Origin of the sequence: Bacteroides faecium (assembly GCF_012113595.1) — a bacterium.
GTDB classification, from domain to species: domain Bacteria; phylum Bacteroidota; class Bacteroidia; order Bacteroidales; family Bacteroidaceae; genus Bacteroides; species Bacteroides faecium.
This window is the reverse complement of record NZ_CP050831.1, coordinates 5024238-5039093: the sequence shown is the minus strand read 5'-3', so window position 1 is coordinate 5039093 and position 14856 is coordinate 5024238. Positions and strand designations below refer to the sequence as shown.

Sequence of the window (14856 nt, the reverse complement as noted above, 5' to 3'; positions counted from 1 at the left end):
AACAGGTTATGAGAACAGTAATAATTCTATTTTTATGTCTTATCGTTTATGCGTGTGGCGGTAGACAAAAACAATCGGGCGATATCAAGGCGGCATTTGATGATGAATCGGACACGACTCTATTGCCTGTGGATGAAGATACGGAGATAGATATTCTCATACCGGCAGGGTATAGAGGCAGTCTGCTTTCTGATTTCTATCATATGTATTCGGAGCCGTGGTATGACTTTTATCAGGACGTAACTGCTGGTTTTTGTATGAATAGGGCAAACGTAAAAGTGGAAAACTTTTATGATGATTGTATCGAAGATTCTGTTGCTTCTGTCTTTTCTGATAGAGATAACAGTATCCTGTTGATAAAAGGTATTGAGCCCCAAGACAGTTTGATAGAGACTAAGCCTATACAAGATAGTATTTATATGGGGGAGCAATATGAATTTGAATTTCATAATCAGAAATATCGATTACGTGCCGAAGGAGTATTAAGGAATGATATAGAGAACAACGGGAACTGGGATAACGTAAGGAACTATAAACTCTATCTGTCGAAAGCTGGTATGGATAAAGAACAGTTACTCATTGCCATGCCTGAATTCCACGATACTCATGTAGCTATACTTTGGATGGGAGACATGGATATGGATGGCTGTCCGGATTTTATTTTTGATGTTTCGGGCGATTACGAATCTAAGTCAGTAGTCTTATTTTTATCATCAAAAGCTGACGATGGTTTATTGGTAAAATGTGTTGGGCGCTCTGAATATGTCTTTGATTGCTAATGATAAATCAATGTTTCTTTTGCTAATTTTACATTGATTATCTGCATGAGTTTAATTGTTATTTAGTTCATATTTTATTTCTTGGAAATAAACCATTCGAAAACAGCCTGCATCACAAGCATATCTTCATTATTAAATAAAGAGACTTCCACATTTAATAAAATCCGTCCCTTTTGATTGATAGCTTCAATCACATCACACTTCTCAATATCACGAAGTTTTGCCGTTGAATATACTGTTCCAATTGCCGGTTTGCGATATTTCACCTCTACTTTTCTGACAACCGGGATAATATCCGATAATTCACTGAATTGTTCAAGGAGATAATGTCCGCTTGTAGCTTCCGCCAAGGCAAACATAGCACTGGCGTGTACGGTATCCAAGTGATTATGATATTCTGATTTATCGTTGAGCATTAAGATGTAATGCGGATTATCGGAGAATTCCAGTCCGATAAAATCATTAAAGGGCAGTTTTGTTACGTTCATCGTTTGATTATTTCATTATTAGTAGTTATTATTCATACTTCTTGCGTATATGACTAATCGTTTCTGGAGTAACCCGGAGAAAAGAGGCTACCTCTTTCAGGGTAATATAATTCAGAAAATCAGGATAACGTCTCACTAAGTCTAAATAGAGTTCGGCAGGAGTTTTGCAATATATATCTAATAAACGCATGTAGGTTTGCACAAAAAGTTCTTCTGCAAGAATCCGTTCCAAGTTCTGTGTCGTTTCGTTTGTAGAGAAGAATTTTCTCATGTCTTCGGCAGAAGCATAATAGATTCTAGCATCACTTGCAGCCTGGATACTTACCATAGCTTTCTCCTTTTTCAGGCATGCAGGATAGTCACCTACATATTCTCCGGCAAAAGAATAGCCGACGATATGCTCGCATCCTCTGTCGTCTGTACAGATATATCGGAACAATCCTTCCTCTATGTAAGCCCCATGCGTTGCTAAAGCTCCCTGCTGAGTGAAATACTCTTTCTTCTTCATGTCTTTACATTGCCCATGTGTCAAAAAGAAGTCCTTAAATGCGGAGAACTCTTCGCGTCCTGCATAATGATTAAAATTTTTCATGCCTTTAAATACTATTTTATTCCAGTCTTCTGAAAATCCCAGGTATTACCAGCCAGCCTATAACTAAAAAGATAATTCCCGCAATCATTAGGATAGCATATAGAAATCTTTCATGTCCGACGAAAATTCCCATACCGCCTGCGATGGTCAGACCTGAACCGACCGTAAATGTAGTTGCAAGGACAATTCTTTTAATGAACTTCAAATTCTCCATTTAATTATTATTCCGTTGGTTCTATGAATATACTTATCTGGCAGGCAAAGTTAAAAGAAAAAAGTAAAAAACAGCCCATGAAGGAAAAAATGATTCGTTTTGTCTACTGGATATTGGGTTTGGTCTACAATTTCCCAACATAGATTGGCAAAGCTTTATTTTTGCCTCATTCAAATTCAAAAACAGATAAAAGAATGAAAGCTATTTTATTAAGTGTGTTCGCCTTGCTCTTATTACTATCAGAAAATGTACAGGCACAGGTAACTATTAAAACAGGGTATATCTCTTCTTCGCAATATAAAGATGAAGAAGGGCAGAAAACTGGCGGGAAAGGGGATATGCGGTTTGTTGAAGGAAATGTCAATATCCCTGTCTCTCAGAAAATGAATGAAAGAAACCAGCCTACGGTCTGGATGATTTCGACTGGAGCAAGTTATACAGCTTTGAATAATAAAAATCTCCAATCCTATATAGATGTAGATCAAATCATAAATGCGCAGTTGAGTGTGACCAACATTCGTCCGATTAGCAAGAGATGGTTGTTGCTGACTACAATCGGCGCGGGAGTTTATACCACTTCCGATGTTAGACTGAAAAATATCCTTGGGCAAGGGGGACTTGTTTTTATCCGGCAGTTTAAGCCAAACCTGGCTTTAGGGGCGGGACTGGCCATTAATAACACTTTTGGTTATCCGATGCTATTTCCGGCAATTTATTTTGATTGGAGTACTGAAGGGCGTTATCAGATAAAAGTATCCATGCTCAATGCTATGGAAGTCTCGGCAGGAATGAGAATGAATAAATACCTGAACCTGAAAGTGGTCGCGGAAATGAACGGTTCGCTGGCATTATTGGAAAGAGAAGGGAAGGACGTCGTGTTTTCCCAACAATTCATTATTGCAGGTTTACAGCCGGAATTCAATATTGGAAATTCCTTTTCCGTGACTGCTACTGCCGGGGTGTCATGCAGCCGGATAGCCTATTACACCACCCGTACTCTAAAAGCCTTTTTTAAAGATATGTCGAAGGATGCAGACCCTTATTTCAAACCGGCAGCATATGTTTCGCTGGGAATGAAGTATCAATTCTAAAAAAGTAGTAACTTTATCGCCTGATGCCAGTTAGGATACCTTTATATAGATTGTTGAAACAAATAGGTATATTTCTATTAGTTACCTTTTTAGTATTCAGAGGTACATTTGTCGAAGATAACAGTGTAGGGCTGAATCCGGTGACAGGTGTTAACTTAGTGCTTTCGCTTATACTCTGGGGAATAATAAACCTGCATACCTATCGGGTGATTCCTGAATATTTGTTTCAAAGACGATATAAAGCCTATATCTGCTTTACAATTAGCCTTGTTCTATGCATGCTGCTGTTATTATTCATCGGTGCATATATCATGGGACAGTATTATCCCATGCCCGATAATATCAAAACAATCAATTCGAGATTTTTCTTTTTTCTGTTATTGAATGCTCTTGCTCTTATTCTTTACTTTTTTGCTTTCTCTTTCACTATTTTCTTGCGTCGATGGGTATCTTATCATCAACGGCTGGATGAATTGGAGAATAACGGTCTTCAAACCGAACTGAATCATTTGAAAGAACAACTGCAACCTGATTTTCTTTCCAAAATGTTGAATAAAGCCCGGACACTCTCTTTGGAAGATACCGATAGAGCGTCTGCGCTTATCTTTAAATTGAGTCGGCTGCTTCGGTACCAACTTTATGAAAGTGGACATAAGAAAGTATTATTAGGAGACGATATGCGTTTTATGACCGACTATCTGGAATTGGAGAAAATCTGTAATCCGACCTTCAAATCTGAAATCCGAATGGAAAGCAAGGTCGCTTATATGCAAATTCCGCCTTTATTATTTATGCCAATTATAGAATATGCAATTCAGGAAAGTATAGAAGAGGAAAAGTATATCACGATTGAGTTAAAGGCAGAAAAGGAGATGCTTCTTTTCACTTGTACTTACCGTTTAAAAGAAAGCGTACCGCGAAAGTCACTTCCCGCTTTTGAGAAACTTCGGCATCGGTTGAAGCTGTTGTATCCGAAAGGAGATTATTTGTTAGAGAATCGTTGTGATAACCAATCGCAGTGTGTTACAGATTTAAAGATTAAATTATGAAAGATTCCCGGAATATATATAATTGGGGAAAGAGTCTGGTCGATCATCGGTTCAGACTGTTGGGGCATCTGCTATTGTTACTTTTGATACTCTTCCTCGGTTTCCAGAATATACATAGAAGTTTTAATAGCGACGGTTTCCTGTACGCGTTTGTCGTGAGCACACTCGTATTTGCTTTTCCTATTTATTTGAGTATTTACTGGCTGGTTCCCCGCTTTCTGAATAAACACCAGCTAACACATTACTGGCTTTGGTTTTCCGCAATCATTCTTTTGAGTGCATTGATAGGGCTTGCCTTTTTATATCCTCTCCATCAACAATATGGGATTGATGACTTCCACTTACAGGATGGGCGACCTTTTTCTTTTTTGAGCTTTATACATTCTGTCGTCACATTAATGCTGATAGCGAGCGGGTGTACCAGTTTCGAGCTTTTCCGGCGTTGGATAATCTCCGGCAGGGAAATTATGGAACTGGAGAAAGCCACCAAACAGGCGGAATTGCAGCAATTGAAGAATCAGATTAATCCTCACTTCCTTTTCAATATGCTGAACAATGCCAATATCTTAGTGAAAGAAGATGCAGAGGAAGCGTCGCAGATATTAGCGAAACTGGATGATTTGTTACGCTATCAATTCAATGACAGTGCACAGAAAGAAGTACTTTTACAAGCGGATATTCAGTTTCTAGTCGATTATCTCGAACTGGAGAAAGTACGACGGGATTGTTTTGAGTATCACGTAACAACGGAAGGTGAACTTGACGAGATTTGCGTCCCCCCATTGCTTTTCATCCCTTTTGTGGAGAATGCAGTGAAACACAATCCGGATAGTAATAATCTGTCCTATGTACATCTCTACTTTAAGGTCTGTGATAACGAACTGCTGTTTCGTTGCGAGAACTCCAAACCGCCTGTTCCGATAAAGAAAGACGGCGGAATCGGACTGGTCAATATACGGCGCAGGCTGGATTTACTTTATGGAACACGATATGTGCTAAAAATAGAAGATAAGGAAACAACTTATAATGTCAACTTACATTTGAGCCTATGAATTGTATTATTGTCGATGACGAGCCGGTAGCTCGTAAAGGAATGAAATCATTGGTGGAGCAGATTCCTCAATTGGTATTGACCGGTAGCTTTAATAATGCCATTGCCGCGTCCGCTTTTATGAACGAACATACGGTCGATTTGGTCTTTCTCGATATTCAGATGCCGGGAATTACCGGATTGGAGTTTGCGCAGAGTATTCCTAAAGATACATTGGTTATCTTTACAACAGCCTATGCGGAATACGCACTCGACAGCTACGATGTGAGTGCCATTGATTATCTGGTAAAACCCATAGAGATGAACCGTTTCCTGAAAGCGGTCAACAAAGCCATTGCATATCATAAATTATTATTGTCGGAAACGCCTGAAAGGGTAGAGGAGATTCAAGAGGAATACATCTTCATCAAGTCGGAACGGCGTTATTTCAAGATAAACTTCGGTGATATTCTTTTTATTGAGGGACTGAAGGACTATTCGATTCTTCAATTGGAAGATCAGCGGGTGGTGACTAAGATGAATTTAAAGAATATCCACGAACAACTCCCCGGCAAGCAGTTTCTTCGGGTGAACAAATCTTATATTGTCAATATCTCCCGGATTGACTCTTTCGATACGAATGATATTTTTATCAAGTCTTATGAGATAGCTATAGGCGGAAGTTATAAAAAACTCTTTTTTGACGAATTTGTGATGAAGAATCTGCCGAAAGAATAATTCCGGCAACTAGCTTGGAAAATCCCCGGCAATAGGAGATACGAACGTTAAGTATTGGGCTATTTCCTTAAAAAAGATGTTTTACGAAAAGAAAAAGGAGAGAATATAGTGCAATATCTATAAATAATGCTTTCCTTTGCAATCAACAACAATAAAGAGGTTTATTGCGATTTGATTATTTTACATGAATCTTCTCATTTATTTGAGCATATCCATCTCTAATTTAGATCTTCCCAAAACTTTCTTATTGAATTATTAATTTTTTATATTTGTATTTTATGAATTTGTACATTGGAAATCTTAGCTATAATGTTAAGGAATCAGACTTGAGAAATGTAATGGAAGAGTATGGAACAGTTGCTTCAGTAAAGTTAATCACAGACCGTGAAACTAGAAGATCAAAAGGTTTTGCGTTTATCGAAATGCCGGATGATACAGAAGCTAACAATGCTATCAAACAATTGAATGGTGCTGAATATGTAGGTCGTTCAATGGTAGTTAAAGAAGCATTGCCAAGAAACTAAGACTGGAATATATAGCCAATTATAAAGAAAGGCGTGTCAGGTAAACTGGCACGCCTTTCTTCTATTAGTCCTCGTTGTTATCTTCTTCATCATCCACCATATTATTGAGCTCCAGTTCCAGATCTACCAGTTCCTGTTCCCATAATTTCAAGATATTTTTCGGTGTATCCTTTGCAGCCTTCTTGATTCTTTCCTGGGCTACGGATACTTCATGCTCCAATTGTCTACGTCTGCTCATACCATTCTAATTTTTAAGTGATAGAATTGTAACAAGCAGAATGAAAGAATAGTTCGAAGGATATAATTATTTTTTTAATAATACCGGTATATCCGAAGGCTCCCGTGCTACCCGGATTCCGGCAGCTTCCAGTGCTTCAATCTTCTCTTTTGCCGAACCGGAGCTTCCTGAAATGATCGCCCCTGCATGTCCCATCTGTTTTCCCGGGGGAGCAGATTGTCCGGCAATAAATGCCACTACGGGTTTGCTGACATTCCGCCGGATATATTCGGCAGCCTGTTCTTCCGCATTTCCGCCGATTTCTCCAATCAGGACGATTGCTTCAGTTTCCGGGTCGTTCTGGAACATCTCCAGCAACTGTAGGAAATGTAGCCCCACTACCGGGTCGCCGCCGATACCGATAGCGGTGGACTGTCCCATGCCGTTGGCTGTCAAGTGATATACTATTTCATAGGTAAGCGTTCCGCTACGACTGATAACGCCGACTTTGCCTTCCTGGAAGACTTGTTCCGGCAGGATGCCGACCATACTTTTTCCCGGAGAAATAAGTCCCGGACAGTTAGGTCCGACCAGCATCGCGCCTTTCTCTTCGACGAACCGGTGTGCTTTAATCACATCCAGAGTGGGAATCCCTTCTGCAATGCAAACAATTAAACGGATACCTGCGTCTGCCGCTTCCATAATCGCATCCGCCGCAAAACGTGCCGGAACGAAAATGATGGAAGTATCAGCCTGCGTCCGTTCGACGGCTTCATACATGGTGTTGAATACCGGAATACCGTCCACCTCTGTTCCGCCTTTACCCGGAGAAGTTCCGCCGACGACATTAGTTCCGTATTCCTTCATCTTTTTAGCGTGGAAAAGTCCGTCCCTGCCTGTGATTCCTTGTACAATCAAGCGAGTGGCTTTATTTATTAATATGCTCATAATTGTTTTACTTTTAGAGTGATTTCGTTACGTATTATGATTTCAGAGCCATGAGAGCGGCTTCTTTCATGGTTGTGGCTATCTGGAAACGACTATGATTCCGCAGCAATTCCCGTCCGATATTCTCATTCGTTCCCGTAAGCCGGACAATGACAGGTATATCACTTTTTATCATGTCGAATGCTTGGATAAGCCCCATTGCCACATCATCACAACGAGTGATTCCACCGAAAATATTAATCAGAACCACTTTTACTTTTTCATCCTGCAAGAGAAGTTTCATGGCATCCACTACTTTGAGCGGATTGGAACTGCCGCCAATGTCCAGGAAATTAGCAGGATTTCCACCGTGAAGTTTTATCATATCCATTGTAGCCATGGCAAGTCCGGCGCCATTCACCATGCAACCTATATCACCGTCCATATGAACATAACTGAATCCCTTATCTTTCGCATTTGCTTCGACCTTTTCTTCTTCCGTCGGGTCGAATAATGCATGTATTGCCGGATGACGGTAAAGTGCATTATCGTCAAAAACAATTTTGGCGTCAATAGCCATCAACGTGCCTTTTGCGGTGAGTGCCAACGGGTTGACTTCCACTAATGATGCGTCATTTTCTATAAATACTTTATGAAGTTCCTGAAGGATGACCGCCATCCTGCCTGCCTGTTCCATCTGAGGAAAAAGGGAGAAGGCAAAGCGCCGTGCCAGGTAATCGGGAAGTCCGACGAACGGATTGATTGAATATCTGATAATTTTCTCCGGTGTACGGCGGGCCACTTCTTCAATGTCCATTCCACCGGATGCGCTCATCATAAGAACGACGGAACGTGTATTCCGGTCGATAGTAAAACTGACATAGTATTCGGCTGCAATATCAATGGCTTCACTAACCAAGACCTGATTGACAGGAAGCCCCTTTATATTCATTCCAAGAATATTCCTGGCTTCCTGGTAGGCATCTTCCGTGTTGTCTACCAATTTGACCCCACCGGCTTTCCCCCGCCCGCCGGTCAATACTTGCGCCTTAATAACGGCTCTGTCTGTTCCCATACTCCGGAACGCGGCTACGACACCTGCGGCAGTACGGCATAAAGTGTGCCTTTCAACAGGTATTCCATACTTGGAGAAAATCTCTTTCGCTTGATATTCATGTATTTTCATGGCTCACAAATTTGAGTAAATGATTCCTATTAATAAAACAGAAGCAATATACGGAAAGTTTACGAAAAAGAAATCTACTTGAATGTTTTAGAACATGTTAATCCCTCTTTGGTATGAAGATTGAGAATAAAAAAAGCGTGTTGACAATCCTGCCAACACGCTGTAAACTAATAAATAGTGTATTTATTGTCTTTATGCAATGCCATGAGCACTGACAGTGCCGTCTATCTTCTTAATCAGACCTTGGAGTACTGCACCCGGTCCGCATTCTGTGAAATCAGTAGCGCCGTCAGCAACCATGTTTTTCACCGATTGAGTCCAACGTACGGAAGCAGTCAACTGGGCAACCAGGTTCTTCTTGATTTCTGCCGGGTCGGTATGAGGAAGAGCATCTACATTCTGATATACCGGACATTTGGGAGCATGAATCTCTGTTGCCTTGATGGCAGCTTCCAATTCTACTTTAGCAGGATCCATCAACGGAGAGTGGAAAGCGCCGCCCACTTTCAACGGAAGGGCACGTTTTGCTCCGGCAGCCTTCATCAGTTCGCAAGCCTTTTCGATACCCGGTATGGAACCTGAGATAACGATTTGTCCCGGACAGTTATAGTTGGCAGGTACACAAACTTCACCTTCCGCATTTACAGATGCACAGATTTCTTCTACTTTCTCGTCCGGCAATGCGATGATGGCAGCCATTGTAGAAGGAGTCGCTTCGCAAGCTTTCTGCATAGCCATCGCACGTGCGTAAACAAGTTTCAATCCATCCTCAAAGCTCAGAGCTCCGGCAGCTACCAATGCAGAGAATTCACCGAGGGAGTGTCCTGCTGTCATTTCCGGCTGGAAGTCGTCGTCCATGCAAAGGGCAGAGATAACAGAATGAAGGAATACGGCAGGTTGAGTCACCTTTGTCTGACGAAGGTCTTCGTCTGTGCCATTGAACATGATATCTGTAATGCGATATCCAAGGATATCATTTGCTTTTTCAAACAATTCTTTTGCTAAAGCTGAGTTTTCATACAGGTCTTTACCCATTCCCACGAATTGAGCGCCTTGACCGGGAAATACAAATGCTTTCATATTTTTATTATTTAATTGATTTTTAATTGCGGGTGCAAAGTTACGTATTTTTATGATACGACCGCACAAAATGTACACATTTGTGCAACGGAGTCGGGAAAATGCCATAGCGGACCATTGCCGTGACCGATGTGCAAATCCTTTCCTGCAATGATAGCCTGAGTGATATAAGTCTTGGCATGCTGGATGGATTCCCGCATGGGATAACCTTTTGCCAGGCAGGTAGCAATGGCAGAGGAGAGGGTACAGCCTGTCCCGTGCAGATTATTGCTTTCTATCTTTTTCTCCTTATATATATGGTATATGGAGTCGGCAGTGTGAAGGAGGTCGAACATGTCGTCTCCTTCCAAGTGACCGCCTTTTATTAAAATGCCGGTATGGAAATTATCCGTCAATATTTCGGCTGCTTCCTGCATTTCCCGGATATTATGGATACTTTTACCCGTGAGCACAGTGGCCTCGTCTATATTAGGCGTGACTAAAGTAGCAAGTGGCAGCAACTTTTTCTTTATCTCTTCGATGGTTTCGTCCGTCATCAGTTTTCGTCCGCTGGTAGATACCATTACCGGATCATATACGACATATTCCGGTCTGTACTTTTTCAGACAATCGGAAATGACACGGACAATCTGAATATCATGTACCATCCCTATCTTTATGGCGACAGGCTGAAGGTCTTCCATCACAGCTTCTATTTGTCCGCGGACAATTTCAGGGGGCATAGCCTGCACGGCACGCACTCCCAAAGTATTTTGTACGGTAACTGCGGTGATAGCTGATGCCGCATATCCGCCTAAAGCCGAGATTGTTTTTATATCTGCCTGAATACCTGCACCACCCGAACAATCGGAACCGGCAATGGATAAAATGACTGGATGACGTTCCATTTTAGTTTTTTTAATATTTACTCTGCAAAGATAGAATAAAAAACGATAAGGTACAAAATGACATATCGTTTAAAGTACAATAAGTACCCTTGTTGCCGTTCGCTGGAATTCATATGAAAAGTACTGATAATAAAGCGCAAATCCTGTTTTTGTACTTTATACAATTACTCATCCCGGAAATGACTAAAATACATATTGTAAATCATAAGATAACACTAACTATTCATATTGTATGATGTATGATATGTATTTATATGAAAAACAATGTTTTATAGCATACTAATTAATCTTGTTTAGACGGTATTTCCCCTCTATATTTGCATTGTCTTAAAGAAACAGATATGCAGAATATACATAAAAATACACCTTTGGCGAACAATCATATATCAGTAGACTGTGTAGTGATTGGTTTTGACGGAGAACAACTGAAAGTATTGCTAGTAAAACGTGCAGGTGAAGAAAACGGCGAGGTATATCATGATATGAAACTTCCCGGAAGCCTTATATATATGGACGAAGATTTGGATGAAGCTGCGCAACGCGTATTATTTGAATTGACAGGACTTAAAAATGTGAACCTGATGCAGTTCAAAGCATTCGGTTCCAAAAACAGGACCAGTAATCCCAAAGATGTACGTTGGCTGGAACGTGCCATGCAGTCGAGAGTGGAACGTATTGTGACCATTGCTTATCTGTCGATGGTGAAGATAGACCGCGCATTGGATAAGAACCTGGATGAGCATCAGGCTTGCTGGATTGCCTTGAAAGACATGAAGACATTAGCTTTCGACCATAACCTGATTATCCGCGAAGCGATGACTTATATCCGCCAGTTCGTGGAGTTCAATCCTTCCATGTTATTCGAACTGCTCCCGCGTAAATTTACGGCTGCGCAATTACGAACTCTTTTTGAGTTGGTATATGATAAAGCGGTAGATGTACGCAATTTCCATAAGAAAATAGCCATGATGGAATATGTAGTTCCTTTGGAAGAAAAACAACAGGGAGTGGCTCACCGTGCCGCCCGTTATTATAAGTTCGACAAGAAAATATATAATAAGGTGAGACGGTAAGAAATCATAAATAGTAAATCGTTAAATCGTAAATAAAATTATGTTTCTATTAGGTTATGACATAGGTAGCTCGTCTGTAAAAGCGAGCCTGGTAAATGCTGAAACAGGCAAATGTGTATCGTCTGCGTTTTTCCCGAAGACGGAAGCGAATATTATCGCAGTGAATCCCGGATGGGCAGAACAAGACCCGGAGAGTTGGTGGGAAAATCTGAAGCTAGCCACTCAAGCTATTATGGCTGAATCGGGCGTAAGTGCTGCCGAGATTAAAGCTATCGGTATCTCTTATCAGATGCACGGATTGGTATGCGTTGATAAGGAGCAGCGTGTGTTGCGTCCTGCTATTATTTGGTGTGACTCTCGTGCTGTGCCTTATGGACAGAAAGCATTCGAGACAATCGGAGAGGAGAAATGCCTTTCTCACCTGTTGAACTCGCCGGGTAACTTTACAGCTTCCAAATTGGCATGGATTAAAGCAAACGAACCAGCCATCTATGAGCAGATTTACAAAATAATGCTGCCAGGTGATTATATCGCCATGAAACTGAGCGGTGAAATCTGTACGACAGTTTCCGGACTTTCGGAAGGTATGTTCTGGGATTTCAAGAACAACCGGGTAGCTGATTTCTTAATGGATTACTACGGATTCGATTCGTCGCTGATTGCGGATATTAAACCTACTTTTGCAGAGCAGGGTCGTGTCAACGCTGCGACAGCTAAAGAATTAGGTTTGAAAGAAGGCACTCCGATTACATACCGTGCCGGTGACCAACCTAATAATGCCCTTTCTCTGAATGTATTCAATCCGGGTGAGATAGCTTCTACGGCAGGAACATCGGGAGTGGTTTATGGAGTAAACGGCGAAGTGAATTATGACCCTCAATCACGTGTCAATACCTTTGCGCATGTCAATCATTCAATAGAACAGACTCGCTTGGGTGTACTGCTTTGCATCAACGGAACAGGTATTCTTAATTCATGGGTGAAGCGTACGATTGCTCCCGAAGGAATATCTTATAATGAAATGAACGTCCTGGCTTCCAAGGCGCCTATCGGCAGCGCGGGAATCAGTATCCTTCCCTTCGGCAACGGTGCCGAACGTATGCTGAATAATAAGGAAATCGGTTGTAGCATTCGCGGGTTGGATTTCAATGCACATGGCAAGCATCATATTATTCGTGCTGCCCAGGAAGGTATCGTGTTCTCCTTTAAATATGGTATTGATATTATGGAGCAGATGGGTATTCCTGTGAAGATGATTCATGCCGGACACGCCAATATGTTCCTGAGTTCGATATTCCGTGATACTCTGGCAGGAGTGACGGGAGCCACTATCGAACTTTATGATACGGACGGTTCGGTAGGCGCAGCGAAAGGTGCGGGCATCGGCGCAGGTATCTACAAAGATAATAACGAGGCGTTTGTCACACTCGACAAACTGGACGTGATTGAGCCTAATGTAGCTAAACGCCAGGAATATGCAGACGCATATGCCAAATGGAAATATCGCCTTGAAAAATCAATGGCAAGCAAAATACCGGCTCCGGTTCTTTCTTCAGATAAGTAATTGACAATATAAATAATAACCATTTAAAAAATAAAAAAGAATTATGGCAACAAAAGAATTTTTCCCGGGAATTGAAAAGATTAAGTTCGAAGGTAAAGATAGTAAAAACCCGATGGCATTCCGTTACTACGATGCTGAAAAGGTAATCAACGGTAAGAAGATGAAAGATTGGTTGAGATTCGCTATGGCATGGTGGCATACATTGTGCGCAGAAGGCGGTGACCAGTTCGGTGGCGGAACAAAACAATTCCCTTGGAATGGTAATGCAGACGCAGTTCAGGCTGCAAAAGACAAAATGGATGCAGGTTTCGAATTCATGCAGAAAATGGGTATCGAATACTACTGTTTCCATGATGTAGACTTGGTATCCGAAGGCGCAAGCATCGAAGAATACGAAGCTAACCTGAAAGAAATCGTAGCATACGCAAAGCAGAAACAAGCTGAAACAGGCATCAAACTGTTGTGGGGTACTGCCAACGTATTCGGTCATGCCCGCTATATGAACGGTGCTGCTACTAATCCTGATTTTGACGTTGTAGCCCGTGCTGCCGTTCAGATTAAGAATGCTATTGACGCTACTATCGAACTTGGCGGTCAGAACTATGTATTCTGGGGTGGACGTGAAGGTTATATGTCTCTTCTGAACACCGACCAGAAACGTGAAAAAGAACATCTTGCACAAATGTTGACTATCGCTCGTGACTATGCCCGTGCCCGTGGCTTCAAAGGTACTTTCCTGATTGAACCGAAACCGATGGAACCGACTAAGCATCAGTATGACGTAGATACGGAAACTGTAATCGGATTCTTGAAGGCTCATGGCTTGGATAAAGACTTTAAAGTAAACATTGAAGTAAACCACGCAACTTTGGCAGGTCATACTTTCGAACACGAACTTGCAGTAGCAGTAGATAACGGCATGTTGGGTTCTATCGACGCTAACCGTGGTGACTATCAGAATGGCTGGGATACAGACCAATTCCCGATTGACAACTACGAACTGACTCAGGCTATGATGCAGATTATCCGCAACGGTGGCTTGGGCAATGGCGGAACAAACTTCGACGCTAAGACTCGTCGTAACTCTACCGACCTGGAAGATATCTTCATCGCTCACATTGCAGGTATGGACGCTATGGCGCGTGCATTGGAAAGTGCGGCAGCTTTGCTGAACGAATCTCCATACAAGAAAATGTTGTCCGACCGTTACGCTTCATTTGATGGCGGTAAAGGTAAAGAATTTGAAGACGGCAAATTGTCTTTGGAAGACGTGGTTGCTTATGCTAAAGCAAACGGCGAACCGAAGCAGACTAGCGGCAAGCAAGAACTTTATGAAGCAATCCTGAATATGTATTGCTAATTAAAATCTAATACTAAGGTGGTAAAGCAGTGGTTGAACTGCTGCTTTATCACCTTC

Annotated in this window: 17 protein-coding genes; 9 read left to right on the top strand and 8 right to left on the bottom strand. The window is 41.6% G+C overall.

Translation table 11 applies throughout. The features are described 5' to 3' along the window. Positions 1–8 precede the first annotated feature (8 nt). Positions 9–779: a hypothetical protein gene (locus tag BacF7301_RS18695; RefSeq protein ID WP_167965179.1), complete on the top strand. Its 771-nt coding sequence runs from the start codon at positions 9–11 to the stop codon at positions 777–779. A gap of 74 nt (positions 780–853) precedes the next feature. On the opposite strand, the gene BacF7301_RS18690 is transcribed toward BacF7301_RS18695, so the two are convergent. Genes BacF7301_RS18690 through BacF7301_RS18680 form a run of 3 tightly spaced genes read right to left on the bottom strand, consistent with a single transcriptional unit; the run spans position 854 to position 2073 of the window. After that, positions 854–1267: a PaaI family thioesterase gene (locus BacF7301_RS18690; RefSeq protein WP_167965178.1), complete on the bottom strand. Its 414-nt coding sequence runs from the start codon at positions 1265–1267 to the stop codon at positions 854–856. A gap of 28 nt (positions 1268–1295) precedes the next feature. Then, positions 1296–1859 (bottom strand): Crp/Fnr family transcriptional regulator, encoded by a 564-nt coding sequence (locus BacF7301_RS18685; RefSeq protein ID WP_167965176.1) that lies wholly within the window; start codon positions 1857–1859, stop codon positions 1296–1298. Positions 1860–1875: 16 nt separating this feature from the next. Then, entirely contained in the window at positions 1876–2073 is a 198-nt protein-coding gene (locus BacF7301_RS18680; protein ID WP_167965174.1) for a hypothetical protein, read from the bottom strand. A 194-nt stretch (positions 2074–2267) separates the two neighbouring features. Between BacF7301_RS18680 and BacF7301_RS18675 the strand changes: the two genes are divergently transcribed. The 5 genes from BacF7301_RS18675 (at position 2268) to rbp (ending at position 6505) form a co-directional block, all read left to right on the top strand. Beyond that, positions 2268–3164: a DUF6268 family outer membrane beta-barrel protein gene (locus BacF7301_RS18675; protein WP_167965172.1), complete on the top strand. Its 897-nt coding sequence runs from the start codon at positions 2268–2270 to the stop codon at positions 3162–3164. 50 nt (positions 3165–3214) lie between these two features. Further along, complete coding sequence (locus BacF7301_RS18670; protein WP_245208265.1) at positions 3215–4213, top strand: sensor histidine kinase; 999 nt, start codon at positions 3215–3217, stop codon at positions 4211–4213. Continuing rightward, positions 4210–5265, top strand: coding sequence for a sensor histidine kinase (locus tag BacF7301_RS18665; protein ID WP_167965168.1), 1056 nt, complete (start codon positions 4210–4212; stop codon positions 5263–5265). Before BacF7301_RS18670 ends, BacF7301_RS18665 begins: the two co-directional genes overlap by 4 nt. After that, positions 5262–5981 carry a LytR/AlgR family response regulator transcription factor gene (locus BacF7301_RS18660; protein ID WP_167965166.1) on the top strand — a complete coding sequence of 240 codons (720 nt, stop codon included), beginning with the start codon at positions 5262–5264 and terminating at the stop codon, positions 5979–5981. Before BacF7301_RS18665 ends, BacF7301_RS18660 begins: the two co-directional genes overlap by 4 nt. Positions 5982–6259: 278 nt before the next feature. Next, on the top strand, positions 6260–6505 hold the full coding sequence (gene rbp / locus BacF7301_RS18655; protein WP_007755457.1) for an RNA-binding regulator: 246 nt from the start codon (positions 6260–6262) through the stop codon (positions 6503–6505). Positions 6506–6569: 64 nt separating this feature from the next. Here the strand turns inward: rbp and BacF7301_RS18650 are convergent, their stop codons facing one another. The 5 genes from BacF7301_RS18650 to thiD all read right to left on the bottom strand — a co-directional run bounded on the left by BacF7301_RS18650 (position 6570) and on the right by thiD (position 10802). Continuing rightward, positions 6570–6743 (bottom strand): hypothetical protein, encoded by a 174-nt coding sequence (locus BacF7301_RS18650; protein WP_004316403.1) that lies wholly within the window; start codon positions 6741–6743, stop codon positions 6570–6572. Positions 6744–6809: 66 nt separating this feature from the next. Continuing rightward, positions 6810–7670: a succinate--CoA ligase subunit alpha gene (gene sucD, locus BacF7301_RS18645; RefSeq protein WP_167965164.1), complete on the bottom strand. Its 861-nt coding sequence runs from the start codon at positions 7668–7670 to the stop codon at positions 6810–6812. A 34-nt stretch (positions 7671–7704) separates the two neighbouring features. Beyond that, positions 7705–8835 (bottom strand): ADP-forming succinate--CoA ligase subunit beta, encoded by a 1131-nt coding sequence (gene sucC / locus BacF7301_RS18640; protein ID WP_167965162.1) that lies wholly within the window; start codon positions 8833–8835, stop codon positions 7705–7707. A gap of 192 nt (positions 8836–9027) precedes the next feature. Then, the gene (fabD, locus tag BacF7301_RS18635) at positions 9028–9915 is read right to left on the bottom strand and encodes an ACP S-malonyltransferase (RefSeq protein WP_167965160.1); all 888 of its coding nucleotides are present in this window, start codon (positions 9913–9915) and stop codon (positions 9028–9030) included. Positions 9916–9965: 50 nt separating this feature from the next. Further along, on the bottom strand, positions 9966–10802 hold the full coding sequence (gene thiD, locus BacF7301_RS18630) for a bifunctional hydroxymethylpyrimidine kinase/phosphomethylpyrimidine kinase (RefSeq protein WP_167965159.1): 837 nt from the start codon (positions 10800–10802) through the stop codon (positions 9966–9968). 341 nt (positions 10803–11143) lie between these two features. Between thiD and BacF7301_RS18625 the strand changes: the two genes are divergently transcribed. From BacF7301_RS18625 to xylA, 3 genes are read left to right on the top strand one after another with little or no spacing between them, the layout of a single operon-like run. Beyond that, a complete protein-coding gene (locus BacF7301_RS18625) occupies positions 11144–11875 on the top strand; it encodes an NUDIX hydrolase (protein WP_167965158.1) in 732 nt (243 codons plus the stop codon). 40 nt (positions 11876–11915) lie between these two features. After that, complete coding sequence (locus BacF7301_RS18620; RefSeq protein ID WP_167965157.1) at positions 11916–13439, top strand: xylulokinase; 1524 nt, start codon at positions 11916–11918, stop codon at positions 13437–13439. A 43-nt stretch (positions 13440–13482) separates the two neighbouring features. Beyond that, complete coding sequence (xylA, locus tag BacF7301_RS18615; RefSeq protein ID WP_167965156.1) at positions 13483–14799, top strand: xylose isomerase; 1317 nt, start codon at positions 13483–13485, stop codon at positions 14797–14799. Positions 14800–14856: the final 57 nt, after the last annotated feature.

Bases quoted from the DNA above. Each gene is read 5' to 3' on its own strand.
- BacF7301_RS18620 (WP_167965157.1), top strand. From the start codon at position 11,916: ATGTTTCTATTAGGTTATGACATAGGTAGCTCGTCTGTAAAAGCGAGC.
- BacF7301_RS18690 (WP_167965178.1), bottom strand. From the start codon at position 1,267: ATGAACGTAACAAAACTGCCCTTTAATGATTTTATCGGACTGGAATTC.
- BacF7301_RS18660 (WP_167965166.1), top strand. From the start codon at position 5,262: ATGAATTGTATTATTGTCGATGACGAGCCGGTAGCTCGTAAAGGAATG.
- rbp (WP_007755457.1), top strand. From the start codon at position 6,260: ATGAATTTGTACATTGGAAATCTTAGCTATAATGTTAAGGAATCAGAC.
- BacF7301_RS18680 (WP_167965174.1), bottom strand. From the start codon at position 2,073: ATGGAGAATTTGAAGTTCATTAAAAGAATTGTCCTTGCAACTACATTT.
- BacF7301_RS18685 (WP_167965176.1), bottom strand. From the start codon at position 1,859: ATGAAAAATTTTAATCATTATGCAGGACGCGAAGAGTTCTCCGCATTT.
- BacF7301_RS18625 (WP_167965158.1), top strand. From the start codon at position 11,144: ATGCAGAATATACATAAAAATACACCTTTGGCGAACAATCATATATCA.
- sucD (WP_167965164.1), bottom strand. From the start codon at position 7,670: ATGAGCATATTAATAAATAAAGCCACTCGCTTGATTGTACAAGGAATC.
- BacF7301_RS18665 (WP_167965168.1), top strand. From the start codon at position 4,210: ATGAAAGATTCCCGGAATATATATAATTGGGGAAAGAGTCTGGTCGAT.
- BacF7301_RS18675 (WP_167965172.1), top strand. From the start codon at position 2,268: ATGAAAGCTATTTTATTAAGTGTGTTCGCCTTGCTCTTATTACTATCA.
- thiD (WP_167965159.1), bottom strand. From the start codon at position 10,802: ATGGAACGTCATCCAGTCATTTTATCCATTGCCGGTTCCGATTGTTCG.
- BacF7301_RS18695 (WP_167965179.1), top strand. From the start codon at position 9: ATGAGAACAGTAATAATTCTATTTTTATGTCTTATCGTTTATGCGTGT.
- xylA (WP_167965156.1), top strand. From the start codon at position 13,483: ATGGCAACAAAAGAATTTTTCCCGGGAATTGAAAAGATTAAGTTCGAA.
- sucC (WP_167965162.1), bottom strand. From the start codon at position 8,835: ATGAAAATACATGAATATCAAGCGAAAGAGATTTTCTCCAAGTATGGA.
- BacF7301_RS18650 (WP_004316403.1), bottom strand. From the start codon at position 6,743: ATGAGCAGACGTAGACAATTGGAGCATGAAGTATCCGTAGCCCAGGAA.
- fabD (WP_167965160.1), bottom strand. From the start codon at position 9,915: ATGAAAGCATTTGTATTTCCCGGTCAAGGCGCTCAATTCGTGGGAATG.